Source organism: Nocardioides pollutisoli, from assembly GCF_040045055.1.
GTDB classification, from domain to species: domain Bacteria; phylum Actinomycetota; class Actinomycetes; order Propionibacteriales; family Nocardioidaceae; genus Nocardioides; species Nocardioides tweenelious.
The window spans coordinates 77,237-103,045 of record NZ_JBDZDU010000002.1; the positions used below are offsets into that span (position 1 = coordinate 77,237).

The 25,809-nt window shown below is 71.1% G+C and carries 24 protein-coding genes; 15 read left to right on the top strand and 9 right to left on the bottom strand.

Annotated features, from left to right (window positions below):
• The first annotated feature begins 9 nt into the window (after positions 1-9).
• From ABLE68_RS18415 to ABLE68_RS18425, 3 genes are all read left to right on the top strand, one after another.
• On the top strand, positions 10-444 hold the full coding sequence (locus ABLE68_RS18415; protein WP_348873382.1) for a hypothetical protein: 435 nt from the start codon (positions 10-12) through the stop codon (positions 442-444).
• A 173-nt stretch (positions 445-617) separates the two neighbouring features.
• Positions 618-1,199, top strand: a complete 582-nt coding sequence (locus ABLE68_RS18420) for a VanZ family protein (protein ID WP_348873383.1) — start codon at positions 618-620, stop codon at positions 1,197-1,199.
• A complete protein-coding gene (locus ABLE68_RS18425; RefSeq protein WP_348873384.1) occupies positions 1,196-1,927 on the top strand; it encodes a DinB family protein in 732 nt (243 codons plus the stop codon). Before ABLE68_RS18420 ends, ABLE68_RS18425 begins: the two co-directional genes overlap by 4 nt.
• Positions 1,928-1,937: 10 nt before the next feature.
• Here ABLE68_RS18425 and ABLE68_RS18430 read toward each other — a convergent pair whose 3' ends face one another.
• On the bottom strand, positions 1,938-2,768 hold the full coding sequence (locus tag ABLE68_RS18430) for a ribonuclease Z (protein WP_348873385.1): 831 nt from the start codon (positions 2,766-2,768) through the stop codon (positions 1,938-1,940).
• Positions 2,765-3,418 (bottom strand): DedA family protein, encoded by a 654-nt coding sequence (locus ABLE68_RS18435; protein ID WP_348873386.1) that lies wholly within the window; start codon positions 3,416-3,418, stop codon positions 2,765-2,767. The genes ABLE68_RS18430 and ABLE68_RS18435 overlap by 4 nt, the downstream gene beginning before the upstream one ends.
• Positions 3,419-3,594: 176 nt before the next feature.
• Between ABLE68_RS18435 and ABLE68_RS18440 the strand changes: the two genes are divergently transcribed.
• From ABLE68_RS18440 to ABLE68_RS18450, 3 genes are read left to right on the top strand one after another with little or no spacing between them, the layout of a single operon-like run.
• Entirely contained in the window at positions 3,595-4,197 is a 603-nt protein-coding gene (locus ABLE68_RS18440; protein ID WP_348873387.1) for a TetR/AcrR family transcriptional regulator, read from the top strand.
• A 23-nt stretch (positions 4,198-4,220) separates the two neighbouring features.
• A complete protein-coding gene (locus ABLE68_RS18445; protein ID WP_348873388.1) occupies positions 4,221-4,880 on the top strand; it encodes a DUF1330 domain-containing protein in 660 nt (219 codons plus the stop codon).
• Positions 4,877-6,133: an alkyl sulfatase dimerization domain-containing protein gene (locus ABLE68_RS18450; protein ID WP_348873389.1), complete on the top strand. Its 1,257-nt coding sequence runs from the start codon at positions 4,877-4,879 to the stop codon at positions 6,131-6,133. The genes ABLE68_RS18445 and ABLE68_RS18450 overlap by 4 nt, the downstream gene beginning before the upstream one ends.
• 4 nt (positions 6,134-6,137) lie before the next feature.
• On the opposite strand, the gene ABLE68_RS18455 is transcribed toward ABLE68_RS18450, so the two are convergent.
• A complete protein-coding gene (locus tag ABLE68_RS18455) occupies positions 6,138-8,498 on the bottom strand; it encodes a lysylphosphatidylglycerol synthase domain-containing protein (protein ID WP_348873390.1) in 2,361 nt (786 codons plus the stop codon).
• Entirely contained in the window at positions 8,495-10,546 is a 2,052-nt protein-coding gene (locus tag ABLE68_RS18460; protein WP_348873391.1) for a phage holin family protein, read from the bottom strand. The genes ABLE68_RS18455 and ABLE68_RS18460 overlap by 4 nt, the downstream gene beginning before the upstream one ends.
• 72 nt (positions 10,547-10,618) lie before the next feature.
• On the opposite strand from ABLE68_RS18460, the gene ABLE68_RS18465 reads away from it, so the two are divergent.
• The gene (locus ABLE68_RS18465; RefSeq protein ID WP_348873392.1) at positions 10,619-11,410 is read left to right on the top strand and encodes a spermidine synthase; all 792 of its coding nucleotides are present in this window, start codon (positions 10,619-10,621) and stop codon (positions 11,408-11,410) included.
• A 334-nt stretch (positions 11,411-11,744) separates the two neighbouring features.
• Here the strand turns inward: ABLE68_RS18465 and ABLE68_RS18470 are convergent, their stop codons facing one another.
• The 3 genes from ABLE68_RS18470 to ABLE68_RS18480 all read right to left on the bottom strand — a co-directional run bounded on the left by ABLE68_RS18470 (position 11,745) and on the right by ABLE68_RS18480 (position 15,679).
• Complete coding sequence (locus ABLE68_RS18470; protein WP_348874377.1) at positions 11,745-13,310, bottom strand: AMP-binding protein; 1,566 nt, start codon at positions 13,308-13,310, stop codon at positions 11,745-11,747.
• A 2-nt stretch (positions 13,311-13,312) separates the two neighbouring features.
• Positions 13,313-14,425: an acyl-CoA dehydrogenase family protein gene (locus tag ABLE68_RS18475; RefSeq protein ID WP_348873393.1), complete on the bottom strand. Its 1,113-nt coding sequence runs from the start codon at positions 14,423-14,425 to the stop codon at positions 13,313-13,315.
• Between the two features lie 66 nt (positions 14,426-14,491).
• Positions 14,492-15,679 (bottom strand): acyl-CoA dehydrogenase family protein, encoded by a 1,188-nt coding sequence (locus tag ABLE68_RS18480; protein WP_348873394.1) that lies wholly within the window; start codon positions 15,677-15,679, stop codon positions 14,492-14,494.
• A gap of 122 nt (positions 15,680-15,801) precedes the next feature.
• On the opposite strand from ABLE68_RS18480, the gene ABLE68_RS18485 reads away from it, so the two are divergent.
• The 7 genes from ABLE68_RS18485 (at position 15,802) to ABLE68_RS18515 (ending at position 21,171) form a co-directional block, all read left to right on the top strand.
• Positions 15,802-16,980: a 3-ketosteroid-9-alpha-monooxygenase, oxygenase component gene (locus tag ABLE68_RS18485; protein WP_348873395.1), complete on the top strand. Its 1,179-nt coding sequence runs from the start codon at positions 15,802-15,804 to the stop codon at positions 16,978-16,980.
• A 3-nt stretch (positions 16,981-16,983) separates the two neighbouring features.
• Positions 16,984-17,277, top strand: a complete 294-nt coding sequence (locus ABLE68_RS18490) for a hypothetical protein (protein ID WP_348873396.1) — start codon at positions 16,984-16,986, stop codon at positions 17,275-17,277.
• Between the two features lie 4 nt (positions 17,278-17,281).
• The gene (locus ABLE68_RS18495) at positions 17,282-18,379 is read left to right on the top strand and encodes a 2Fe-2S iron-sulfur cluster-binding protein (RefSeq protein ID WP_348873397.1); all 1,098 of its coding nucleotides are present in this window, start codon (positions 17,282-17,284) and stop codon (positions 18,377-18,379) included.
• A gap of 98 nt (positions 18,380-18,477) precedes the next feature.
• Complete coding sequence (locus ABLE68_RS18500; RefSeq protein ID WP_348873398.1) at positions 18,478-19,164, top strand: hypothetical protein; 687 nt, start codon at positions 18,478-18,480, stop codon at positions 19,162-19,164.
• A gap of 124 nt (positions 19,165-19,288) precedes the next feature.
• Positions 19,289-19,894 carry a hypothetical protein gene (locus ABLE68_RS18505; protein ID WP_348873399.1) on the top strand — a complete coding sequence of 202 codons (606 nt, stop codon included), beginning with the start codon at positions 19,289-19,291 and terminating at the stop codon, positions 19,892-19,894.
• A 256-nt stretch (positions 19,895-20,150) separates the two neighbouring features.
• Positions 20,151-20,795: a hypothetical protein gene (locus ABLE68_RS18510; protein ID WP_348873400.1), complete on the top strand. Its 645-nt coding sequence runs from the start codon at positions 20,151-20,153 to the stop codon at positions 20,793-20,795.
• Positions 20,796-20,814: 19 nt separating this feature from the next.
• Positions 20,815-21,171 (top strand): SRPBCC family protein, encoded by a 357-nt coding sequence (locus tag ABLE68_RS18515; protein WP_348873401.1) that lies wholly within the window; start codon positions 20,815-20,817, stop codon positions 21,169-21,171.
• 10 nt (positions 21,172-21,181) lie between these two features.
• Here ABLE68_RS18515 and ABLE68_RS18520 read toward each other — a convergent pair whose 3' ends face one another.
• Together ABLE68_RS18520 and ABLE68_RS18525 are read right to left on the bottom strand one after the other, a co-directional pair.
• Positions 21,182-21,856 (bottom strand): MBL fold metallo-hydrolase, encoded by a 675-nt coding sequence (locus ABLE68_RS18520; protein WP_348873402.1) that lies wholly within the window; start codon positions 21,854-21,856, stop codon positions 21,182-21,184.
• A gap of 1 nt (position 21,857) precedes the next feature.
• The gene (locus tag ABLE68_RS18525) at positions 21,858-22,556 is read right to left on the bottom strand and encodes a maleylpyruvate isomerase family mycothiol-dependent enzyme (protein ID WP_348873403.1); all 699 of its coding nucleotides are present in this window, start codon (positions 22,554-22,556) and stop codon (positions 21,858-21,860) included.
• Positions 22,557-22,701: 145 nt separating this feature from the next.
• Between ABLE68_RS18525 and uvrA the strand changes: the two genes are divergently transcribed.
• Entirely contained in the window at positions 22,702-25,716 is a 3,015-nt protein-coding gene (gene uvrA / locus ABLE68_RS18530) for an excinuclease ABC subunit UvrA (protein WP_348873404.1), read from the top strand.
• Positions 25,717-25,809: the final 93 nt, after the last annotated feature.

The window sequence follows — 25,809 nt, forward strand, 5'->3', positions numbered from 1 at the left end:
GTGTGACGTGTGACACCTCTTGCGGCCGGAGAGTTCCGGCGTACGACGCTCGAGCGCTCGGACCAGCAGGCCTCCTGGGAGCGCCCGGACCAGGCGTTCTTCGCCGCCGGCGCCTGCCACATCCTCGCGTGGGCCTGCCGCGACGTGTATGCCTCGCACGACATCGAGCTGGGTGCCCTCCGCCGCCCGGACCAGCCCCAGGTGTTCCACACCTTCGCGACGTGGGGCTGGTACGCCTTCGACCACGCGGGCTGGAACCTCGAGAGCGAGCTGGTGGAGGCCAACGCGGCGTACGAGAAGGGTCCCGTGTCCCGGGTCGCGATCGACGGCTCGCTGGCGGACTTCTGCGGCGCCCAGGCGCACCGGATGCCGCACGAGTTCTGGGCCGACCCGATGCCGCGTGCCCGGGCGTACGTCGCCCGGTTCCGGCCGCCCTGGAGCTGACCTCGGCCCCGGGCTGGGCCACGCACCTGACGTACGAGCTGTCGATCGGCTGATTTCACGACACTCACGTCAGGTGCGACGGACCAGCCGAGGTGCGGCTCCGGCACCCACGGCCAGGCGACCGGCACCTCCGGTGGAGGCGACCGCCGACCGGGGTTCCTAGGGTTGTCGACGTGCAGTCCGCAGAGATCCCGACGCTGCCCGTGCTCGTGCCCGCGACGGTGGTCGCGCTCGGGCTGTCGCTGTGGTGGTTGCACCGGCGGGGCCGCCTGACCGTGCTGCGCGCGGCCGTCGCTGTGGCGGTGTGTGTCTACGCCGCCGGCGTGCTGGGACACGTCCTGCTGCCGTTCCCGATCGACGCGAGCGATCCGCGGCCGTGGCGGGTGTGGATCCACCTGACGCCGTTCGTGGACGTCGCCGAGGACCCGATCGGGATGGTGCTCAACATCGCGCTGTTCGTGCCCCTCGGCTTCCTCCTCCCGCTCGTCGTCCGGGTCGGGTCGGCTCGCCGTGCCGTGCTCTACGGCGTCCTCGCGAGCCTGGGGATCGAGATGGTCCAGCTGGTCGGCGACCTCACGGTGAGCCCCGGTCGCGTCGCTGACGTCGACGACCTGATCGGCAATGCGATCGGCACGTTGATCGGGTACGCCGTCTTCTCGCTCGCCGTGGCGGTCCCGGCCGTGGCGAAACTCGCCGCGCGGGCTGCGTGGATGCCGGCCGCGTCGGAGCCGGTGTCAGCGACCATGGAGCGATGACGACGTATGCGGGTACGACAGAGTTCGAGGGCGCGACCTTCGTGAGGACCAGCTTCAAGGGCGCGACCCTGCGCTTCTCCGACGTCAGCGGCGTGACGATGCGCGGCGTCGACGTGGGCGGGCTCGACATCGACAGCCACGACCTGGCCTTCGGCAGCCTCGTCGTCAACGGGGTCGACGTGGTGCCGCTCGTGGAGGCCGAGCTCAACCGGCAGTTCCCGGGCCGGGAGCTCCAGAAGTCCCAGACGCCGGAGGGTCTGCGTGAGGGATGGGTCGCGGTGCAGGCCGCCTGGCGGACGACCGTGGAGGACACACCTCCGGGGCTGGTGGACGCCCACGTCGAGGACGAGTGGTCGCTGGCCCAGACGCTGCGGCACCTCGTCCTGGCGACCGATGCCTGGCTGCGTGGCAGCGCGCTGCGGATCGAGCAGCCGTTCCACGAGATCGGTCAGACCTTCACCGGCGCTGCCGAGGTCGGTTTCGACATGTCGATCCTGCGAGCGGACACCCCGAGCTTCGACGAGGTCCTCGCGGTGCGGGCCGAGCGGCAGCAGCAGGTGACCGACTTCCTGGCCACCGCCACGGCGGACCTGCTGGCCGAGGAGCGCGACGACCCCTGGGGTGACCGCGGCTGGCACCCGAGCGTCGGCGACTGCGTCCGCATCATCCTGGAGGAGGAGTGGGCGCACCTGCGCTACGTACGCCGGGACCTCGCCCTCCTGCAGTGATCCGGGGAGCTCAGCCGATCTCGACCCGGTGCAGGTCGTCGCCGAGCTCGATCCGGCCGTCGAACCGGGAGCCGGCGATGGCACGCCACTCGTCCTCGGTGCCGGGCACGAGTGCGGGGACGTAGTGGGTGAGGACGAGGGTGGAGACCCCGGCGCGCGCGGCGGTCTCGGCCGCGTCCTCGACCGACGAGTGGTAGTCGAGGATGTCCTGGAGCCGGGGGAGCGGGATCGTCTCCAGCACGTCGCGGCGGATGGCGGTGATCACCAGGGCGTCGGCGCCGAGGCAGAGCTCGTCGAGGGTGGCGCACGGGACGGTGTCGCCGGCGACGACGACCGCGTGGCCGGCGTGCTCGATCCGGTAGGCGAGCGTCGGGTCCACCGGGCGGTGGTCGGTGGCAGCGGTGCGGACGACGACCTCGCCGTCGTCCCAGACGACGACGCCAGGACCGACCTCGCGGACCTCGACCGGCGGCGGGCCGTCGAGGTCCTCGTGGTGGGTGGTGCGGTAGCCGATGTCAGCGGTGAGCGACTCCAGGACGGCCGCCGTCACGTCCACCGTGCCGGGCGGACCGACGACCACCAGCGGCGACGGCTCGAACGTGGTGATCCACCGGGTGGTCACCAGGTCGCCGAGGTCGGTGATGTGGTCGCTGTGCAGGTGCGTGAGGAGTACGGCGGACAGCTGGTTCGCCCCGGAACCTGCGCCGGCCGCGCGCATCACCACCCCGCGCCCGGCGTCGACGAGGAACGTCGCGGCGCCGGCCCGGACGAGCGTGGCCGGTCCGGCCCGATGGGCGTCGGGCAGCGGGGTCCCGGTGCCGAGCAGGGTCACCTCGATCATGCGGCTTCCTCCTCCGTGGTCGGTTGGAGCGGGTCACCGGTCGCCCTGCGCCGCCGGCGACGTCGTACGGCGTAGAGGACGACGACGACCACGAAGAGCACACCGATGAGTGGCGCCCCGCGGGTGAGGAAGCGGTTGACGGCGTCGATGTTGTTGCCGGCCTGTCGGCCGATGACCATCCAGAGGCCGACCCAGATCGCGGCGCCGGCCGCGTTGGCGACGAGGAACCGGCGCCAGGTCATCTCGGTGAGGCCGGCGACAATCCCGTTGACCCGGCGCAGCAGCGGGAGGAAGCGTCCGATCACCACGGTCGCCGTGCCGTGGCGTGCGTAGAACGCCTCGACCGTGTCCAGGACCTCGTGGGTCACGCCGAAGCGGCGTCCGAGCCTGATCGCCAGCGGACGCCCCCCGTAGCGCCCGATCGCGAACGCCGCGCTCTCGCCGAGCACGGCGGCCGTCCAGGCGACGACGACGACCGGGAACATGCTGAGCTCGCCCGACACCGTGTAGATCGCGGCCACGATCAGCGTGGCGTCCCCCGGCACGGGGATCGCGAGGTTGGCGAGGAAGACCATGGCGGCCACCGCGAAGTAGCCGTAGTCGTCGATGTAGGGAGCGACAGTCCCGAACACTCCAGGCAGATCGGTCATGGAGCGGCTCCCCAGGCCGTCGGTACAGCATCGTGGGCGGTCGGCCCGGTCCGTTCGTGCACTGCGATCGTCGGCGCTGACGGGCGGTCCTGTCAACGATCATTTGGCAATAAAATGACAAAAGATCGCCGCGTGACCCTCGCCCTGAGGTGCTCGTACGCCGTACCCTGTGGCTCATGACCAAGCCTGTCGACGGTCGCACCGCGCGTCGCGGACGCAACAGCGACGCCGTGCTCGACACCGTCCACGAGATGTTCGTGGAGGGCAACTTCTCGCCGTCCGTCGAGGACGTCGCCGCGCGGTCGGGGGTGTCGCTGCGCTCGGTCTACCGCTACTTCGAGGACACCGAGGCGCTGCTCCACCTGGCCATCGAGCGCCGCGTGATGCTGGTGGGAGAGCTCTACGGACTCGAGCACCTCGGGGAGGGATCCCAGGCCGAACGCATCCTGGCGCTGGTCAACCAACGCCTCCAGCTGCACGCCAAGCTGGCCCCGACGATCCGTGCTGCGATGCTCCGCGCGCCGTTCTCGGTCCAGATCGCCGAGCAGGTCCGCCAGCGCCGCGACCTGCTTGCGGAGCAGGTGGCCGCGCAGTTCGCGCTCGAGGCGAGCACCCTCGTCCCAGCCCGTGCCGAGGAGCTGCTGGCCGGCATCGACGGGCTCTGCTCCTTCGAGACGATCGAGCTGATGCGGGTCCGCCGGGGCTTCACGATCACCCGTACGCGACGCGCCCTGGTGTCCGGGACCACGGCACTGATCGCCGGCGCGAGCGAGAAGTAGTGGCAGTGCACGTGTCATCAAGCATGTCGCGGCACACCGAACGCTCGACGTACGGCACGCTCGACCACGAGTACGTCGCGAAGCTGCGGGCGACCACGGTCGACCAGGACGCACCCTTCCTGATGCTCAACCTGATGCGCTACCGCGACGTCGCCGACTACCCGCCCGGCCATCCCGACGCCGGGTCCGGCCGCAGTGGGCGGGAGGCGGACGACCTCTACGCGCCGGTCGCGATCCTGCACGACCTCGGCGCGGAGATCCTGTTCTTCGGCGACGTGGCCGACCAGCTCGCGGGCGAGACGCCCTGGGACCGGGTGGCCGTCGTGGGCTACCCGTCGGTGCGGTCGTTCATCGACATGCAGGACCGGCCCGACTTCCTGGAGCGCCACGTCCACAAGGAGGCCGGCATGCTCGAGACGATCATCGCCGTGGCCCGGCCGATCAGCGGCTCGGTGGCCGGTGCGTCCCGGGTCCTGGTCGAGCTCCTCGGGCCTGACGCCCGCCCCGTTCCCGGCCCCGGTCGGCTGGTGCTCGCCGTCGACGGGACGCCGGTCGGCGACGGCCGGACCTGGTCGACCGTCGTCGTCACCGCGCTTCCCGACGACGCTCCCGCCGTCGCTTCCACCCGGGTCACCTCGGCGGCCGCCCTGCTGGTCGAACCCCTCGTCCAGGAGCTCCCGTGACCGACCCCGCGAGCATCGTCGACATCGCCGACGACCTCTGGACCGGCGTACGCCGGATCGAGGACACGCACCCGTTCTCGCTGTCCGGCGAGGCCGAGGAGGTCGCGGACGGGGTCGCCTTCGTGCCGGCCTTCGCCAACGTCGCGGCGCTGGCCACCGACGACGGCCTGACGCTCGTCGACACCGGCAGCGCACCGTTCGCCCAGCACATCCACACGACGCTGAGGCGCTGGAACTCGACCCGGCTCAACACCGCGGTCTTCTCCCACGGCCACATCGACCACGTCTTCGGCGTCGCACCGTTCGAGGAGGAGGCGCGCACCAACGGCTGGGCCGCGCCGCGCGTGGTCGCGCACGAACGGATGCCGGCCCGCTTCGACCGCTACATCCTCACCGCGGGCTACAACGAGGTCATCAACCAGCGCCAGTTCGGGCTGCCGGACCTGCGCTGGCCGCGGGAGTACCGCTACCCCGACGAGACGTACGCCGACGCGACGTCGCTGAGCATCGGTGGGCTCGACCTCGACCTGACCCACTGCAAGGGCGAGACCGACGACCACACCTACACGTGGGTGCCCGAGCGCAAGGTGCTCTGCAGCGGCGACCTCTTCATCTGGGCGTCGCCCAACGCCGGCAACCCGCAGAAGGTCCAGCGCTACCCGCGCGAGTGGGCCGCCGGGCTGCGCACCATGGCCGAGCTCGGGGCCGAGATCCTGCTGCCCGGCCACGGCGTGCCCGTGATCGGCGCCGACCGGATCCGCCAGGCACTCATCGACAGCGCGGACCTGCTCGACCACCTCCACGACGAGACCGTCGCGATGATGAACGCCGGCGCCCGCCTCGACGAGATCGTCCACACCGTCCGCGGCCCGCAGCACCTGCTCGACCGGCCCTACCTGCGACCGGTCTACGACGAGCCGGAGTTCGTCGTACGCAACGTCTGGCGTCTGTACGGCGGCTGGTGGGACGGCGACCCGGCACACCTCAAGCCGGCGCCCGCCGCCGACCTCGCCGCCGAGCTCGCGGCGCTGGCAGGGGGAGCGGGACGACTGGCCGAGCGTGCCCTCGAGGTGCTCGAGGCCGGTGACGACCGGCTCGCCGGCCACCTCGCCGAGCTGGCCTCGCAGGCCGCACCCGGCGACGCGGCCATCGCCCAGGTGCGCTTGCAGGTCTTCTCGACCCGTGCGTCGCACGAGGCGTCGACGATGTCGCAGGGCGTCTTCAACTGGGCGGCCCGCGAGTCGGCGGGCTAGCCGCTCAGTCGATGAAGTCCTCCTTGCGGAGCCAGCGCAGGGAGTAGATGCCGAAGAGCGACGGCAGGTAGGTCGTGCACATCCGCTGGGAGACCGCGATCGCGAACGCCGGTCCCGACGGGATGCCCACGGCGACCAGGCCGGCCGCGATCGCCGCCTCGCCGACGCCGACGTTGCCGGGCACCGGCACCAGGGCGGCGAAGAGGGACGCTCCGGCCACCACGAACAGCGCGGAGCCGTAGGAGATCGACGGGTGCAGGCCCCGGACCAGGGTCTCGAGGCACAGCGCGGTGATCATCAGCGACAGCAGGTTGGTGCCGAACAGCCCGAAGGCCCGCGCCGGGCTCGCGGTGACGACCTGCAGGGAGTCGCGCAGGCTGCGCAGCATCATCAGCACCTGCGTGCGCAGCTTCGGGACCAGGACCACGGCGACTGCGGAGAGCGCGAGCACCACGACGAGCAGCACGATGATCCGGTCGAGGTTGTCGGGGCCGGAGAGCTCCAGGTCGGGCAGGCTCTGGGCGATCAAGAGCGAGATCCCGACCACCACGACGTTGGCGACCGATGCCGCCATGGAGTCGAGGCCGGTCGCCGTGACCGCGACGGACGGCCCTTCGCCGTAGCGGCGGAAGAACGTCGTGTAGAGCGCGACCCGGCCGAGCGTGGCCGAGATCGCGAGGCCGACCGTCTTCACGGCGTACTGCAGGTGCACGAGCGGGACCAGCGGCAGGCGGGTCCGCACCGTCGACAGCGCCGTCCCCGCGTCGGCGACCGAGGTGAGCTGGCAGATCGCCAGACCGACGACGACCCACGCCCAGGTGGCGTTGCTCCAGGTCGCCCAGACCGTGGACCAGTCGAGGTTTACGAGCGTGGTGAGCAGGATGTACGCCGCGAACAGGATGAACCCGGTCTGCAGCAGGTCCCGCGGACGGACCCGGACGATCTCGGCCGGCGGCGGCGGCTCCGTGCCGGTGCGATCGGCGATCGTGGTCTGGATGGCCGCGATCAGCGTCTTGAGGCCCTTGTCGCCGCGCAGGGACCTGGGGAGGGCGGCGCGCTGGAGATAGGGCTGCGCCGCCGACACGCCCTCCGCGCCGAGGCCGGCGATGGCGGCGTCGACCGCGCGATCCGGGCCCACCTGGAGCGCCTGGCTGGTCAGGAGCACGGCCACGTCCTGGGCGCGCTGGGCGTCGGTGGCGGCGACCGTCCCGGAGCTGAACTCGGTGAAGACCGGCGCACCCGAGTCGCCCGAGACGTGCTCGAGGGTGAGCTCACCGTGGGAGAGCCCCGCCGCGTGCATGGCGCCGACCGCGGCCCACGTCTGCTGCAGCAGGTCGTCACCCACGTCCGCTGCCTCGGAGAGCGGCGCGCCGGGAGCGGCGAGGACCAGGATCGCGTCGCCGTCGTTCTCGGCCGCGGCGACGAGCTCGTCGACCTGCGCGCCGGCCCGCTTCGCGAGCAGGGTCAGCAGTGCCTCGTGCTCGACCATCTGGAGCCGGGTCGCACCGGGGGTGGCCTCGTCGCGGTAGAGCAGGGTGCGCCACCAGCGCGCGGCCAGCCTGGCGTCGGTGGCGTCGCGGCCGTAGACCTTGACCAGCAGCGGCTCACCCGCACTCGACTCGCCGTACAGGATGCGGGCGCCCCACGGCTGGTTCTCGGCGAAACGCAGGCCGGTGACGCGCATCCCCAGGTGGGACAGGGAGGCGGCGACCTGGCGGACGTCGGGGTGGCCGGCCGGGGAGCCGATGAGCACGAGGGTGAGGCCGGCAGCGGCGAAGCCGATCGCGAGCGCACCGAGCACGTCGGTGGGGCCGGCGATCCCGATCGCCCAGGCGGCGATGCACTGCAGGGCCACGACGACGATGTGGAAGCGCCGGATCGTCGTGACGACGAACGGGCGCAGCACCATCAGCACCGACGTCACGATCGCGACGCGCAGCGTGGGGAAGCCGTGCGGGGAACCGCTCTGGACCCGACCGGGGTCGATGTCGGGGAAGCCCGCGCCGGCGACGTACGACGCGATGGCGGCGCCGCCGATCGCCGCGCCGATGGCGAGGACGACCGCCAGCGGGAGCCGGCCGCGCCGGGTCGCAGTGAGCACCACGGCGATCACGACGCCGAGCGCGTAGATCGCGCCCACGGCGTACGCCGCGTCGAAGAGTGACGTCGCCCAGCGCGGCAGGTCCTCGGCCACCCCGCGCACGGCGTCGTCGAGGACGCCGCGGTGGTGGGCCGCACGGGCACAGCCGAGGGCGACGAGCAGCCCGACGGCCGCCAGGGCGACGTCGATCGGGCGGCGCGAGCCCGCGCTCGTGCCGTCGACGAAGAACCGCGACGTGAGTCGGGGGGGTGGGGCCTCGGTCACGGTGCTCCTCCTGGGGTTCGGCCCCGATCATGTCCGACCAGGCCGGTGCGGTGGCCGCATCCTTCGAGCCAGCCGACGAGCACCCGGTGCAGGGTGTCTGCCCCCACGACCATCTCCGCGGGCATCTCGAGGTCGACCGGGTGCACGACCATGCCCCGGTCCTGCCAGCCGCCGAGGCCGCCGTGGCACGCGACCAGGCCCTCGAACGCCGCCACCTCGTCCATGTCGTCGATCAGGCTGTTGACGTAGATGTCCGGAGCCTCCGGCATGGTGGCCGCGCGCAGCACGAACTCCGGCGCGTGCGGCCCGAACCTCGCCAGCGGGTCGACGCCGACGACGACGCCGTCGCGGACCCGGTGCTCACCACCCGCACCGAACGCGACCGGCCCGTGCTCCTGCGTGTGCACGACCGTGAAGCCGATGCCCGGGTGGGCGACCAGACCGGGCACCAGGGCCGGAAATCGGGCATCAAGCTCGTCGAGGCCCAGCCGCTCCTGCTCTCCCGTGACGTAGATCAGGCCGAGGTTGCCGGACCCGAAGACGAGGAACTGCTCCGCGGGCGCGGCCTGGTCGGGCTCACGGGTCTCGAACGTCTCGGCGGTGATCCGGTCCGAGGCCCGGCCGAGGGCTCGACCCACCACGCTGTCGGGCGACGCGTTGCCGGCGACCATCGAGTTCAGCGCGCCGCTGCCCTCGGCGTTCTCGACCGACGTGATCGTCGCCGTCCGGGAGAGCCGGGAGACCAGCGCGGCGAGGTCCTCGCCGTACCGGTCGGCGAAGATCGCCCCCTGCGACTGACCGTGGTCGGAGAGCACGACGATGTGGTACTTCCGGGGCGCGACCGCCGCGATGGCCTCGATCTGCGCGAGGACGGCGTCGATGCCGGCCAGGGCGTCGAGCGACTCGGGCTGGAGGATCCCGGCGTGGTGGGCCACCGCGTCGTAGTCGACGTAGTCCACGTAGATGCTGCGACGACCCTTCAGCATGGCGTCGGAGACCAGGGTGGTGTTGAGGTCGCGGATCACCCCGGTGAGGGCGGCCCGCTCGCCGGCGAACGCCCAGCCGCGGTGGACGCGTGGCCGGATGTCGCGGCGCCGCGCCCGCGCGGCCTGGAAGCGCTCGCGGGCGAGCTCGCTGAGCGCGCGGGAGAAGCTGCGGGTGAAGCCGTTCGGACGGGCGAGGTACTCCGAGATCGTGCGGCGCGACTCCCGGGTCTCGCGGCTGCGGCCGATCGCGCTCATCGTGGCGTACGCCGTCGGGGCGTCGCCGGTGAAGAGGTTGCTCACCGAAACCCCGTCGTCCGCGAGCAGACCGAGCCCGTCGGAGTGCAGGGCCTCGATGAGCACAGCGTCGGCGGGCCGGTTGGCGACGAAGACCTTGCCGGAGGGGCGGTCGAGCCACCGGAAGGCGGGGATGCCGTCGATGGTGCCGTGCAGGATGCCCATCTGGCTCGCAGGCGTGGTCGCGGGCAGCTTCGGGCGCCACTCGACCTGCTGGTGGGTCCCGGAGCGGATCCAGCGCGACAGGGTGGGCAGCGTGCCGGCGCGGACGCACCAGTCGAGCACCGGGTAGGGCACCCCGTCGGCCTGGACGAAGACGATGCCCGGGACGTCGGGGTCGTCGAGCACGACCCGCTTGCGCCGGGCGCTGCGCAGCAGCGAGGCGGTGACCGCGTCGTCGGTGCCGGCCGTGCCGATCCAGACGAAGAGGGTCGAGACCGCGGCGATCACCCATGACGCGAGCAGCGCCCAGCCGAGGTCGTCGGCGCCGCCGCCCTGGGGCACGTAGACGACGATCCAGACGGCCAGCGCCTGGACGAACAGCCCGACCAGGATCGATCCGACCCAGCCCACGAGCACCGCTCCCCGGATCAGCACGAAGCGCAGCACCACCCCGCACGCGGCGATCAGGACCGCGGTCAGGACGGCCTGCTGCCAGGTGCCGATGTCGAAGCCGGGGACCAGCCAGGACGAGACCAGCAGACCGAGGGTCGCCCCGACGAGCGCGAGCAGCGCGCGACCGAGATCGCCGAGCCGGAGCCGTCCCATGGCGCGAACCTAGCGGCTCCGCACCGGTGCCGGGGTCACCCGCTGCGGGGGAGCCGTGGGACGCTGCGTCCCGTGGAGGACGTCGAGATCGTGCCGGGGGACCGGTCGGGCTCCTACCTGCTGCGGATGTCCGGGATGGGCCAGTCGTACGTCGACCTCGACGACCCGACCCGCCTCGTCTTCGACTACGTACGCCGCCTGGGCGACGTCGTCGACGCGTGTGCTGCGCCGGGTGCACCGGTGCGCGTGGTCCACGTCGGCGGGGCGGCGATGACGCTGCCTCGGTACGTCGCCACCACGCGACCTAGGTCCGCGCAGGTGGTGCTGGAGCCGGCCGTCGCGGTCACCGACCTGGTCCGCAGCGAGCTCCCGCTGCCCGACCGCAGCGGCATCAAGGTCCGACCCGTCGACGGCCGGTCCGGGATCGCCGCGCTGCGCGACGGCTTCTCCGAGCTGGTCGTGGTCGACGCGTTCGCCGACGCGCGGGTGCCCGGCGACCTGGTCACCGCTGCCTTCTTCGCCGACGTCGCCCGGGTCCTCGAGCCGTCCGGTCAGGTCGTCCTCAACGTCACGGATCGCGCGCCCTTCGGCTGGACCCGGCGCGTGGTCGCCGGCCTGCGGACGGTCTTCCCCGAGGTGCTGCTCACCGCTGAGCCGGCCACCCTGCGCGCCAAGCGTCTCGGCAACCTCGTGATCGTGGGCTCCCGCGCGGCCGTGCCCGTCGAGGCGCTCAGGACCCGGGCCGCGAGCTCTCCCGCGCCGTACCGCGTCCTCGACGGCGCCCAGGTCTCCGACTCCTTCGGCGGGGGCACGCCGTTCAGCGAGGCCGACGCGGAGCCGTCACCCGCGCCCGTCGGGGGTTGAGACCGACGTAGCGCCTTGGCTGCGGGGGCAACGAGTGCGGTTGCTAGCGCAGCCTCCTCAACCCACGGCTCCGGTGGTTGAGGAAGGACGAAGTCCTGTCTCGAAACCCCGGAGACTGACGTAGCGCGTTGGCTGCGGGGGCAACGAGTGCGGTTGCCAGCGCAACCTCCTCAACCAGCGGCACCGGTGGTTGAGGAAGGACGAAGTCCTGTCTCGAAACCCCGGAGACTGACGTAGCGCGTTGCCTGCGGGGGTTTCGAGACGGTTGCTAGCGCAACCTCCTCAACCCACGGGCTGGCGCGACCTCCTCAACCCACTGGCTGGCGCGACCTCCTCAACCAACGGGTGAGTACGACGTCCCGCGGGCCTCGCGGGTCCACAGCTCGCCGTCGCCGGCGACCGGTCCCTCGCCCGCCAGCGACCGCTTGAGCACCTTGTTGGTGGCGGTGCGGGGGAGGGTGGAGAGGATCCGGACGTAGCGCGGCCGGCCCTTGGGCGACAGGTCGGGCTGGTCGTCGAGGAAGGTCTCGAGGTCGGCGGGCGAGAGCGGGCCGCGGACCACCAGGGCGGCCATCACCTGGTCGCCGACCGACTCGTCGGGGACGGCGTACACCGCCGCCTCCTCGACGGACGGGTGGCGGAGCAGGATCCGCTCGATGGGGGCGGCGGCGAGGTTCTCGCCGTCGACGCGCAGCCAGTCGGCGGTGCGGCCGGCGAAGTAGACGAAGCCGTCGGCGTCCCGGTAGGCGAGGTCGCCCGACCAGTACATCCCGCCGCGCATCCTCTCGGCCTCCGCGTCGGGGTCCTTGTAGTAGCCCGCGAACGCACCGGCCCCGGCCGTGTTCACCAGCTCGCCGGTCGCCTCCTCGGCGTTGAGCAGCTCGCCGGACGGGCCGAACACGGCGTCCGGCACTTCCGCCATCGTCTCGGGGTCCAGCACCTGCACGCCCTCGACCGGCCGCCCGAGGGACCCGGGCGGCATCTCCGGGACGCGCTGCACGATCACGGCGTTCTCGGTCGACGAGTAGGAGTCGACGACCACGCAGCCGAAGCGCTCACCGAACCCGGCGATGTCGCGGTCGTTGGCCTCGTTGCCGAAGACCAGCCGCAGCGGGTTGTCCGCGTCGTCGGCCGCCTCGGGCGTGGCCATGATGTAGGTGAGCGGCTTGCCGACGTAGTTGGCGTACGTCGCCCCATAACGACGTACGTCGGGCAGGAACCCGGACGCCGAGAACCTCGGCGCGAGGGCGATGGTGGTGCCCGCGGCGAGGGCCGGACCCCAGCCGGCCATGATCGCGTTGGAGTGGAACATCGGCATCGACAGGTAGGCGACGTCGGCCGGACCGAGCCCGAAGCGCTCGGAGAGGAACTGCCCCGGGTAGGCGATCTTGGCCTGGGTGACGTTGACGGCCTTCGGCTCGCCCGACGTGCCGGACGTGAAGATCAGCATCAGCAGGTCGTCGGGCCCGACCGCGGCGTCGGGCACGGCGGCGCCGGCGTGGTCGTCGAGCAGCTCGGCCCAGTCGGGACAGTCGAGGGGCAGCACCGGGACGTCGACGCCCTCGAGGAGGTCGACGTACGTCGAGTCCGTGACGACCGCCTGGACGTCGGCGCGCGCGATGTCGGCCGCGAGCGCCTCGCCGCGCCGCGTGGTGTTGAGCCCGACGAGGACCTGCCCGCCGAGTGCGGCACCCCCGAGGAGGAAGGCGAACTCCGGCACGTTGTCGAGCAGGACGCCGACGTGCGGCGGCTCGCCGTCGGGCAGCAGCTCGCCCAGGATCGACGCGCGCACGCTCGACTCCCGCACGACCTGGTCCCACGTCCAGGACTCGTCACCGGCCAGCAGCCCGGGGGAGTGATCGCCCACGCGAGCGAGCAGCTGCTCGCGCACGGTAGGCATGGTCATGCCGGGTCGGCCGCCAGGATCCGGCCGATGTTGAGCGCCTGCTCGGTCGAGCCGCCGTGCAGGAACTCGAACCGCTTGGCGCTCGTGAAGTAGCGGTGCGCCTCGCCGTCGAGGTCGATGCCGACGCCGCCGTGCACGTGCACGGTGGTGTGCGCGAGCCGGTGACCCGCGTCGGCCGCCCAGAGCTTCGCGATCGCGACCTCGGAGTCGGACGGGAGACCCTCCTCGAGCCGCCAGGCGGCCTGCCAGAGCGTGAGCCGCTGGCCGAGGACGTCGATGTAGCCGTCGGCCAGCCGCTGCGAGACGGCCTGGAAGGTGCCGATCGGTCGGCCGAACTGCTCACGCGTCTTCGCGTACGTCGAGGTCAGCGCGAGCGCGCCTTCGGTGATGCCGAGCTGCTCCGCGGTCCCGGCCAGGACCAGGAGCTGGCGCAACCGGTGGTCGGCACTGCCGTCGGTGGCACCGACGAGGCGGTCGGCGGAGACCACGACGCCGTCGAGGTCGAGCCGGGCGACCGCGTCGCGGTCGGAGAAGGTCTGGGCGAGGACGCCCACACCCGCGTCACCGGGCTCGACCAGGAAGACGCCCACACCGGTGGGGGTCTCGGCCGGGACGAGGAACACGTCGGCGTAGGGGCCGGCCGGGACGATCGCCTTGCTGCCGGTCAGCCGGTAGCCGTCGCCCTCGGGAGTGGCCACCGTGGTCGGGCGGGTCGGCGCGAAGGCGCGCTCCTCGGCGACCGCTGCCGTCATCACGGTGGTGCCGGTGGCGGCGCCCGGGAGCCACTGCTGCTTCTGGGCGTCGGTGCCGAGCTCGGCGACCAGCCGCGAGGCGGGGCCGTGCGCGGCGAGCGGGACCGGCGCGACCGTGCGGCCGACCTCGACCAGCACGCGGCAGAGCTCGATGATGCCGAGCCCGGCGCCGTCGTACTCCTCCGGCAGCGCGAGCCCGAGCAGTCCGGCCGAGCCGAGCTCGGCCCACAGCGAACGGTCGAACCGGTCGCCCTCGGCCTCGACGGCCTTGAGCCGGTCGTTGGTGGTGCGGTCCTTGAGGATGCCGGCGGCCAGCTCGGCGGCCTCGTCCTGCTCCTGGGTGAACTGGAAGTCCATGATGTTGCCTTTCGTCTCACCGGGTTTCGAGACGGGCGCTGCGCGCCCTCCTCAACCAGCGGTCGGTTATCGCTTGGCTGCGGGGAGGCCGAGGCCGACGTACCCGATGATGTCGCGCTGGATCTCGTTGGTGCCGCCGCCGAAGGTCATCACCAGGGCGGAGCGGTAGAACCGCTCGATCCGGCCGGCGAGCACGTTGCCCTCCGACGAGCCGGTGATGCCGGCGTTGGGGCCGACGATCTCCATCAGCGACCGGTAGACCTCGGTGGCGAGCTCCGAGCCGTAGATCTTGGTGGCGGAGGCCTCGGCCGGCGACAGCGAGACACCGGCGTCCGCGTCGGCGGCGAGCTTCCAGTTGATCAGCGACAGCGCCTCGACCCGGGCGTGTGCGCGACCGAGCGCGATCTGCACCCACTCGGAGTCGATCACCCGCTGGCCGTCGGGGTTCTTCGTCTCCTGCGCCCAGTGGCGGACCAGGTCGATGGAGTAGGTGAGCGGCGCGGACGACGTCAGGGCGACCCGCTCGTGGTTGAGCTGGTTGGTCATCAGCGACCAGCCGCCGTTGAGCTCGCCGACCAGGTTGGAGACCGGGACGCGCACGTCCTCGTAGTACGTCGCGCTGGTGCTGACCCCGGCCACGGTGTGGACCGGCGTGTAGGAGAAGCCCTCGGCGTCGGCCGGCATCAGGATCATCGACAGGCCCTTGTGGCGGGGCAGGTCGGGGTCCGTGCGACAGGCGAGCCACACCCAGTCGGCGTACTGGATGAGCGACGTCCACATCTTCTGGCCGTTGATCACCCACTCGTCGCCCTCGCGGACCGCCTTGGTCTTCAGCGAGGCGAGGTCGGTGCCGGACCCCGGCTCGGAGTAGCCGATCGAGAAGTGCAGCTCGCCCTTGAGGATGCGGGGGAGGAAGTAGTCCTTCTGCTCGTCGGTGCCGTAGCGCATGATCGTCGGCCCGACGGTGTTGAGCGTCAGGTAGGGGATCGGCACGCCGGCGATCGCGGCCACGTCGGTGAAGATCAGCTGCTCGATCATCGAGCGCGCCTGGCCGCCGTACTCCTTCGGCCAGCCGATGCCCAGCCAGCCGTCGGTGCCGAGCTGCCGGATCACCTTCTTGTAGACCAGGTCGTCACCGAACTCACCGGTCGCGGACGCCAACCCGGCCTTGACCTCGGGCGTGACCAGGGCGGCGAAGTAGTCGCGCAGCTCCTGGCGCAGCGCCTCTTGCTCGGGTGTCAGGGCGATGTGCATGGACTTCCTGCTCTCCTCGAAAATGACGCATTCGACGCAAGATGGGTGGGGGTCCGCTGGTAACGGCCTCCCGAAAACTATAACCTGTTCTTGTTTTGGTCCAGATCCAGTGGAGGCACGCCATGAGCGACAGTGTGAGAGCCCTCGACCACGGGAAGCCGCCGGAGCGCTTCGCGCGCGGTTGGCACTGCCTGGGTCTGAAGGAGACCTTCGCCGACGGCAAGCCGCACGGCATCGAGGCGTTTGGCGGCAAGGTCGTCGTGTGGCAGGACACGTTGGGCGAGATCAACGTCCTCGACGGCTACTGCCGGCACATGGGCGGCGACCTCACCCAGGGCGAGGTCAAGGGCGACGAGGTCGCCTGCCCGTTCCACGACTGGCGCTGGGGCGGCGACGGCAAGTGCAAGGCCATCCCGTACGCCCGCCGGGTGCCGTTGCGCGCCCGCACCCAGAAGTACCCCGTCGTGATCCGCAACGACCAGGTGCTGATCTGGCACGACACCGAGGGCTCCGAGCCCGACTACGACATCCTCCCGCCGGAGCTGCCCGGCATCGCCGAGGGCCTCTACACCGACTGGCACTGGGAGGTCGTCCCGATCACCGACTCCCACTGCCGGGAGCTGATCGACAACGTCGTGGACATGGCGCACTTCTACTACGTGCACTTCTCGTTCCCGACGAGCTTCCGCAACGTGTTCGAGGGCACCGTCGCGACGCAGTACATGGAGTCGAAGGGACGCCCCGACAAGTCCGGCGGCTACGGCAGCGCCGAGCTCTTCCTCAAGTCCGAGGCGACCTACTACGGACCGTCGTACATGATCAACTGGCTCGACGTCGACTACAAGGGCTTCGAGACCGAGGTCATCCTGATCAACTGCCACATCCCGACCGGGCCCGACTCCTTCACGCTGCAGTACGGCATCACCGTGAAGAAGCCCGAGGGTCTGGACGACGCGACCGCGCAGTTCATCTCGGAGAAGTACGCCACGATGTTCGGCGAGGGCTTCCTGCAGGACGTGCACATCTGGAAGAACAAGGTGCCCGTCCAGAACCCCCTGCTGTGCGAGGAGGACGGTCCCGTCTACCAGCTGCGCCGGTGGTACGAGCAGTTCTACGTCGACCGGGCCGACATCGCCCCCGAGATGGTCGACCGGTTCGAGTTCGAGGTCGACACCACGAAGGCGAACGAGTACTGGCAGGAGGAGGTCGCGGAGAACCTCGCCAAGAAGGCGGCCGAGGACGCTGCCGACGAGGGCTCCGAGAAGGGCGCCGAGACCCCGCAGATGATGTCGGGCACCTAGGCGATGGCCTCCTTCGTCCCCACCAGCGACGACACGCTCGAGGACCAGCGCCTCTACACGACCGCCCGCCTGGTCGAGGTGGCGTGCCTCGACTGCCTGGCGGTCGTCGGGGTGAAGAAGAACAGCGAGCACCACACATCCATCCAATGGAGCGCTGAGGCGCGCCACAGCTGCCCGGAGCTGAGCCGACGCTCGGGCGGTCGCGACGTACACCCCGCCTGCCCGCGGATGATCGCCAGCATCGAGGCGGCGACGCGCGACGGACAGATCCCGATCGGCGCCGAGGACGGTTACTGAGCACATGGACGACTCCTTCGAGCTGAAGGTCGTCGAGGTGGTCGAGGAGACCGCCGACGCCCACTCGATCTCCTTCGAGATCCCCGAGGACCTGGCCGAGCACTTCGTCTACAAGCCGGGGCAGTTCCTCACGCTCGCCGTGCCGTCGGACCAGACGGGGGTCGCGGCCCGCTGCTACTCGCTGTCGAGCAGCCCGGTCGGCGGGGGACCGCTGACCATCACGGTGAAGCGCACCGTCGACGGCTACGCGTCCAACTGGGTCTGCGACAACCTCCGCGAGGGCGACACGATGCGGGTGCTGCCGCCGAGCGGCATCTTCACCCCAGCCTCGCTGAGCGCCGACCTGCTGCTCTTCGCGGGCGGCAGCGGCATCACGCCGGTCATCTCGATCACCCGCACCGCGCTCCAGCAGGGCACCGGCAAGATCGTCCTCTTCTACGCCAACCGCGACGAGAGGTCGGTGATCTTCGCCGAGGAGCTCGCCGAGCTCGCCGCCGAGAACCCCGACCGGCTCGTGGTCGTGCACTGGCTCGAGTCCGTGCAGGGTCTCCCGAGCCAGGAGCAGATGCAGGCCTTCGCGGCCAGCTTCACGTCGTACGACGCGTTCGTCTGCGGCCCCGCGCCGTTCATGAAGCTCACGGTCGCCGCGCTCAAGGCGCTGGAGTTCCCGCGCGAGCGGCGCCACCAGGAGAAGTTCGTCTCCCTGGGCGGCAACCCGTTCGGTGACCTCCACGACCAGGAGATCGCCGAGCACGAGATCGAGGACGCCGAGACCGACCCGGACGACCTCACCGAGGTCGCGCCCGACGAAGGCGGTCCGCAGGGTCCCGTGAAGCTCGAGGTCGAGCTGGACGGCCAGGACTACACGTTCGACGACTGGGCGCCGGGCACCAAGCTGCTCGACCACCTCGAGTCGAAGGGCGTCAAGGCGCCGTACTCCTGTCGCGAGGGCGAGTGCTCCGCGTGCGCCATCCGCCTGCTCCAGGGCGAGGTCAAGATGTTGCGCAACGACGTCCTCGACGCCGACGACCTGGCCGACGGGATCCGGCTCGGCTGCCAGTCGGTGCCGATGACGGACACCGTGAAGGTGACCTACCACTAGATTCCACGCTCCGGTCCAGACCAGGGGCCGCGTCGACATGGCGTCAGGCCGCGTCGGAAGTTTCAATGGGAGGCCCCCAGAGGAACGCAGGTAGCAGCATGGTCGTCGGTCTGTGCGTGGTCATCGTGGCCGCACTGACCTGGGCACTCACGTCCTCGGTCGCCCGGCCGGTCCGTCACGACGGCCCGGTGGCCGCGCAGCCCAGGCCGCGCGACCTCGACCGCTGGCGCGCCCAGCTGCGTCTGAGCGCCGACCGGATCACCCGGGCGGACCTGGAGAGCCTGCTGCTCGCCCAGGGCGTGTCCGCGACGGACCTGGCCCGCGTCACGACGGCGGTGGGCAAGGGCCGCGCGAGCGCCCGGACGCTCTGGTGCTTCGCCGACCGGTTCGGAGGCGAGCGGTGCCTGCTCGCCGTCGACGCCGAGGTGGCCGAGCGCTCGATGAAGCGCCACCTGGAGGCCGGCACGATCCCGGACTGGCGTGCGATGGAGACCTTCGCCGCGCTGAGCGCCGACACGTCGCCGGCTGCGATGCCGCACCAGGAGGTGCTGGACCTCGACTCGGTGCCCACGTTCGGCGACCTGTCGTTCCCGCCCGACCTCGACGACTGGTCGACGCAGGACGACGACCTGCCGGTGGACCTGAGCGCCTTCGACGACCTCCCGCCGATCTCCGGCCCCGCCCACCTCGGTGGTGCGCCGCCCCCGCCACCCCCGGAGCCGCCGACCGAGCGGCGTCCGCGGCGCCGCCGTCGCAACGACCGCGGCTGGCCGATGGCCTCCTGAGACCTGGACGCGCCTGGTCTAGCCCGCTGCATCGTTTTGCGGTGTGGTGACTAGTTCCGGACGACTGCGGGAAGTTTCGTTCTCAACCGAACACCCCCGCATCACCGGAACGAAGGAAGAGCCCATGATTCTCGGACTGTGCTTGATCCTCGTGACCGCCCTCGTGTGGACGATCACCTCCAGCGCCTCCCGCCCCCGCAGCACGACCGTGCCCGGTGACTCCCACCGGCGTACGTCGCAGCTGCGGGTCTGCCCCGACCGGGTCACCCAGCCGGACCTCGAGCGCCTGCTCGCGCAGCGGCTCGGCAGTGCCACGGTCGCCCGGGTCGTCGGGCTCGGCGCCGAGCGACGCGTCCCGGTGCGGACCATGTGGGGCTTCGCGGAGCGCTTCGGGGCCGACAAGCTCGTGCTCGCCCTCGACGCCGAGGTCCCCGAGCGCTCGATGCGCCGCCACGTCGAGGCCGGGACCGTCCCGGACTGGCGGGCGATGACGATGTTCGCGACGCTCAACCGCGAGCTCCCGCAGGTCGGCGTTCCGCTCGACAGGACCGTCGACCTCGACGCCGCACCCCAGTCGGCGAGCCTGAGCCTCGCGGGTGCCGGCGACGGCTGGTCGACCCCGGCCCTGCAGCCCATCGACCTCAGCGGTTTCGGCGACCTGCCGCCGATCAGCGGCCCCGGCCTGCACGTCACGCTCGACGACGAGGACGACTGGCCGATCGCCGCCTGACGTCGAATCGAGAGTTCCGTCGGTCGAATCGAGACTTCCGTTCGTCGAGTCGAGACTTCCGTTCGTCGAGTCCCCAGCATGCGCGAGCCCACGTGTCGGAACTCTCGATTGAACGCGCAGAACTCTCGACTCAACTGACGGAAGTCTCGACTCGACCTTGGGGGCGCGATCGGTCGTCGTGGGACGTAACTCTCCTGACCTTGGAGAGTTAAGGGTTCTGTCTGTGTCCGGCACCACCGGAACGAAGGAAGAACCCTTGATCCTCGGACTGTGCTTGATCCTCGCCACCGCGACCATCTGCACCATCGCCGCCCTGTCGCCTCGCACCGCCTCGGGTGTCACGACCGCGAACGCCGCGCCTCGACCCGCACGCACCCGGCGTCCGGCGAGAGCCGTGCCGCAGACCATGCGACGCGAGCTCTCCCGGCGGGCCGCGCAGCTGCCGGTCCACCCCGAGATCGCCACGCCGCTCGACGTCGAGTTCCTGCTCGCGCAGGACCTCGACCCGGACGCCGCCACCCGGTGCGTCGCCAGCGGCGTCGCCCACGGCCTGTCGGCTCCCACCATGTGGCGTTTCGGTGCGCGGTACGGCGCCGACAAGCTCGCACTCGCCCTTCAGGCGAGGACCTCGGAGCGCACGATGCTGTGGCACCTCGAGTCGGGCTCCGTCCCGGACTGGGGACCGATGAGCCTCTTCGCCGTGATCGACGGGGAGGAGCCGGTCGGTGCCGTGCCCCTCGGCGAGGTCATCGCGATCGACCTGGTCCCGCAGCAGCGCGCGCCCCAGACCGAGGTCGACGACTGGTCGACACCCGTCCCGCGACCTGCTGCGGAGCCGATCGACCTGAGTCGGTTCGCCGACCTGCCGCCGATCACCAGCCCGGGGCTCGTCAGTCGCTGAACGGCGCTACCGTTCGCTGGTGATCGAGTACGGCCGGCGCGCGCAGAAGCTCCCCGCCCCACCGCGAGTCGTGTGGGAGTCGCTGGCGGAGCCGCGCAGGCTCGGCGCAAGGCCGTGGCTCAGCCTCGTGCGAGACGAGGTCGATCCGACGGTCCTCGAGGCTGCGCCTCCGGAGCGGATCGTGTGGTCGTCGCTGTGGCCGGATCGCCCGGATGACCGGATCGTCTTCACGCTGACACCCGTCGGCATGGAGACGTCCCTCGAGTTCGCCCTGCTGACGCCCGAGGAGGCGCCCGACCAGAGCACGACGGGCTACCTCCGCAAGCGGATGAACTTCCTGCTCTTCGCCGACCTGAGGTTCTCGTACGGCCAGTGACCGGGCCTGGTCACCAGCCGCGGGCTCGCCACTCGCTGAGCGACGGGCGCTCGGCGCCGATCGTCGAGTCGCCGCCGTGGCCGGGGTAGAACCAGGTGTCGTCCGGCAGCCGCTGGAAGACCTTGGTCTCGACCTCGTCGATGAGCTGCGCGAAGGCCGCCTCGTCGCCGAACGTGTTGCCGACGCCACCGGGGAAGAGCGAGTCCCCGGTGAAGAGGTGCGGGTGACCATCGGGGTCGTCGTACAGCAGCGCGACGGAGCCCGGCGTGTGCCCGGCGATCGCGATCACCTCGAGGGTGCAGTCGCCGACCGGGATGGTGTCTCCCTGGGCGAGGGTGCGGGTGACGGGGGTGCCGGTCTGCTCCGTGACGGCGGCCGCGTCGGGTGCGCCGACGAGCACCTCGGCGCTGGTCGCTGCGACGACGTCGGCCAGCGCGCGGTGGTGGTCCCAGTGCTGGTGCGTCGTGATGACGCTGGTCAGCCCGGCCTCGCCGATCAGCGGCAGCAGGGTGTCGGGCTCTGCGGCCGCATCGATGAGCACCTGGTCGCCGGTGTGCTTGCACCGGAGCAGGTAGCAGTTGTTGGACATCTTCGGGTCGACCGCGACCTTGGTGATGGTCAGGTGGGCCAGTTCGCGTACGTCGGACCCGCCTCCCGGCGTCACGTCTCCCGTGTAGGCACTCATGTCACATCGCTCCGATCTGCGGCAGGGTGCCGCTGTCACTCGTGAGCCCGGCGCCGGTGCCGCGACCGGTGAGCCACCAGGCCAGGTCCGCGGCCGGGCCGGAGACCGTCGGGCCGCCGTCGCCGAAGCGCCAGGTGCGGTCGAGGTCGACGGCGTACGCCGCGAGCGGACCGAGACCCTCCGCCCGCCCCGTGTCGAGCAGCAGCGTGACGAAGTCCGTCGGCCAGCTCCGGTGGGTGTAGCCGCAGGCCAGGTCGGCGTGGTGGATCTCCACCTCGCGCAGCCGCATGGAGACCACGTCGGCGGCGGCGAAGACGCGACCGCCCGGGGTGCGCTCGATGGTGGTCGCCCACCGGTCACCCGGGATGGCGTCGAGGGCGTCGAAGAGGTCGGTCCCGCCGCCGAGGAGGCGGGCGCGCAGTGCCGCCGGCTGATCGGCCGCCAGCTCGGCGATGTCTCCGTCGCGAGCCTCCTGGGAGTCGTACATCGACGCCGGGCTGCCGTCGACGACCCCGCGCAGGGCGCGGGCGAGGCCCTCGGCGTTGAGCGCGAGGTGGGCGACCACGTGACCGCGGGTCCAGCCGGGCAGCCCGGAAGGCTCGGCGTACTCAGCGGAGTCCAGGGCGTCGACGGAGCGGACCAGCCGCCGGGTGGCATCGGGCAGGAGCCCCGCGGCGACCGTCTGGAGGGTGTCGGGCATGGCGCCCATCCTGCCCGACCCGGGCGGCGCGGAGGACTGTCGGCGCACCGTGAGATCGTGGGGAACACCGGCGCGTCCCGGGCGGTTATGCCTTGCTCGCGCCCGTTAGGATGGCGAACACCTGTTCGAAGACGAGGGGAAGTCAGTGACCGATCAGCTCATCATCCGAGGAGCGCGGGAGCACAACCTCAAGGACGTGTCGATCGACCTTCCCCGTGACTCGCTGATCGTCTTCACGGGGCTGTCCGGGTCGGGCAAGTCCTCGCTCGCGTTCGACACGATCTTCGCGGAGGGCCAGCGCCGGTACGTCGAGTCGCTCTCGGCGTACGCCCGCCAGTTCCTGGGCCAGATGGACAAGCCCGACGTCGACTTCATCGAGGGGCTCTCGCCCGCGGTTTCGATCGATCAGAAGTCCACCTCCAAGAACCCCCGCTCGACGGTCGGCACGATCACCGAGGTCTACGACTACCTCCGGCTGCTCTACGCCCGGGCCGGGCGCCCGCACTGCCCGACCTGCGGCGCCCCCATCGAGCGGCAGACCCCGCAGCAGATCGTCGACAAGATCCTCTCGCTCGAGGAGGGCCGTCGCTTCCAGGTGCTCGCCCCGGTGATCCGCGGGCGCAAGGGTGAGTACATCGAGCTCTTCAAGCAGCTCCAGACCCAGGGCTTCTCGCGCGCCCGGGTCAACGGCGACACCTACTCCCTCGACGAGCCGCCGAAGCTCGACAAGCAGAAGAAGCACACGATCGAGGTCGTGGTCGACCGGCTCGCGGTCAAGGAGTCGTCGAAGCGGCGGCTCACGGACTCCGTCGAGACCGCGCTGCAGCTGGCCGGCGGGCTGGTGCTCTTCGACTTCGTCGACCTGGACGCCAAGGACCCCGGTCGGGAGATGCGCTTCAGCGAGAAGATGGCGTGCCCCAACGAGCACCCGATCGACACCGACGAGCTGGAGCCGCGCTCGTTCTCCTTCAACTCGCCCTTCGGCGCCTGCCCGGCCTGCCACGGACTCGGGACCAGGCTCGAGGTCGACCCGGAGCTCGTCGTGCCCAACCCGCAGGCGACCTTGGGGGAGGGCGCCATCCAGCCGTGGAGCCAGGCGCACGTCGCCGACTACTTCCTGCGGCTGATGGGCGCGCTCGGAGACGAGCTCGGCTTCGACCTCAACACGCCGTGGGAGGACCTGTCCGCCAAGGCGCAGAAGGCGATCCTCCACGGCCACCCCACCAAGGTCCACGTCGTCACCCGCAACCGCTACGGCCGCCAGCGCGCCTACTACGCGGAGTTCGAGGGAGTCGGCTCCTACATCGAGCGTCGGCACAACGAGGCCGAGTCCGACACCAGCCGGGAGCGGTTCGAGGGCTTCATGCGCGAGGTGCCGTGCCCGTCGTGCGGCGGCAGCCGGCTCAAGCCGGTGTCGATGTCGGTGACCCTGGGCGCGTCGCTCCAGGACGGCGGCAAGAACATCGCCGAGGTCTGCGCGATGCCGATCAACGAGACGGCCGACTACCTCCGCAACCTCGAGCTGACCTCGCGGGAGCGGCAGATCGGCGAGCGGGTGCTCAAGGAGATCCAGGAGCGGCTCAACTTCCTGCTCGACGTCGGCCTCGACTACCTCTCCCTCGACCGGCCCTCGGGCTCGCTGTCGGGCGGCGAAGCGCAGCGGATCCGGCTCGCCACCCAGATCGGCGCCGGCCTCGTGGGCGTCCTCTACGTCCTCGACGAGCCGTCGATCGGGCTCCACCAGCGCGACAACCACCGGCTGATCGAGACCCTGGTCCGGCTCAAGGACCTCGGCAACACCCTGATCGTCGTCGAGCACGACGAGGACACCATCCGGGTCGCCGACTGGGTCGTCGACATCGGCCCGGGTGCCGGCGAGCACGGTGGCCAGGTCGTCCACAGCGGCAGCGTCGAGGGCCTGCTGGCCCACCCCGACTCGATGACCGGGCAGTACCTCTCCGGTCGTCGGGAGATCCCCGTGCCCGCCGTACGCCGTCCGCGCACGAAGGGCCGCGACCTGACCGTCCACGGCGCCCGCGAGCACAACCTGAAGAACGTCGACGTGTCCTTCCCGCTCGGGCTGTTCGTGGCCGTGACGGGGGTGTCCGGGTCGGGCAAGTCGACGCTCGTCAACGACATCCTCTACACGTCGCTGGCCAAGCAGATCTACAACGCGCGCGCGGTGCCGGGGCGCCACCAGAAGATCACCGGGCTCGAGCACGTCGACAAGGTGATCCACGTCGACCAGTCGCCGATCGGACGCACGCCGCGGTCCAACCCTGCGACCTACACCGGCGTCTTCGACCACGTCCGCAAGCTGTTCGCCTCGACGCCCGAGGCGAAGATGCGCGGCTACCTCCAGGGCCGGTTCTCGTTCAACGTCAAGGGCGGTCGCTGCGAGGCCTGCTCGGGGGACGGCACGATCAAGATCGAGATGAACTTCCTGCCGGACGTCTACGTCCCGTGCGAGGTCTGCCACGGCGCCCGCTACAACCGCGAGACGCTCGAGGTGCACTACAAGGGCAAGACCATCGCCGAGGTCCTCGACATGCCGATCGAGGAGGCCGCCGAGTTCTTCGCCGCGGTCCCCGCGATCGCGCGCCACATGAAGACGCTGGTCGAGGTCGGGCTGGGCTACGTCCGGCTCGGGCAGCCCGCGACCACGCTCTCCGGTGGTGAGGCGCAGCGGGTCAAGCTCTCCTCCGAGCTGCAGAAGCGCTCCACCGGGCGCACGGTCTACGTGCTCGACGAGCCGACGACCGGCCTCCACTTCGAGGACATCCGCAAGCTGCTGCTGGTGCTCGGTCGCCTGGTCGACCAGGGCAACACGGTGCTGGTGATCGAGCACAACCTCGACGTCATCAAGACCGCCGACTGGCTGGTCGACATGGGACCCGAGGGTGGCTCGCGCGGCGGCATGGTCGTCGCCGAGGGCACGCCCGAGGCCGTCGCCGCGACGCCGGAGAGCTACACCGGCCAGTTCCTCGCGCCGCTGCTCGAGGGGCGCGCTGCCAAGCAGCCGACCCGCAAGGCGACGGCCAAGAAGGCACCCGCGAAGAAGGCGCCGGCGAAGGCGGTCGCCGCCAAGAAGGCACCCGCGAAGAAGGCGCCCGCGAAGAAGGCCGCAGCCACGAAGGCCGCAGCCACGAGGGCCAGCTGACCGATCCTCATCGAACTCTCATCCTCCGGACACAGGTCTGACACAGATCCGCGGCTAGGGTGAAAGTTCAACGACTGCACGCCTGAGAGGACG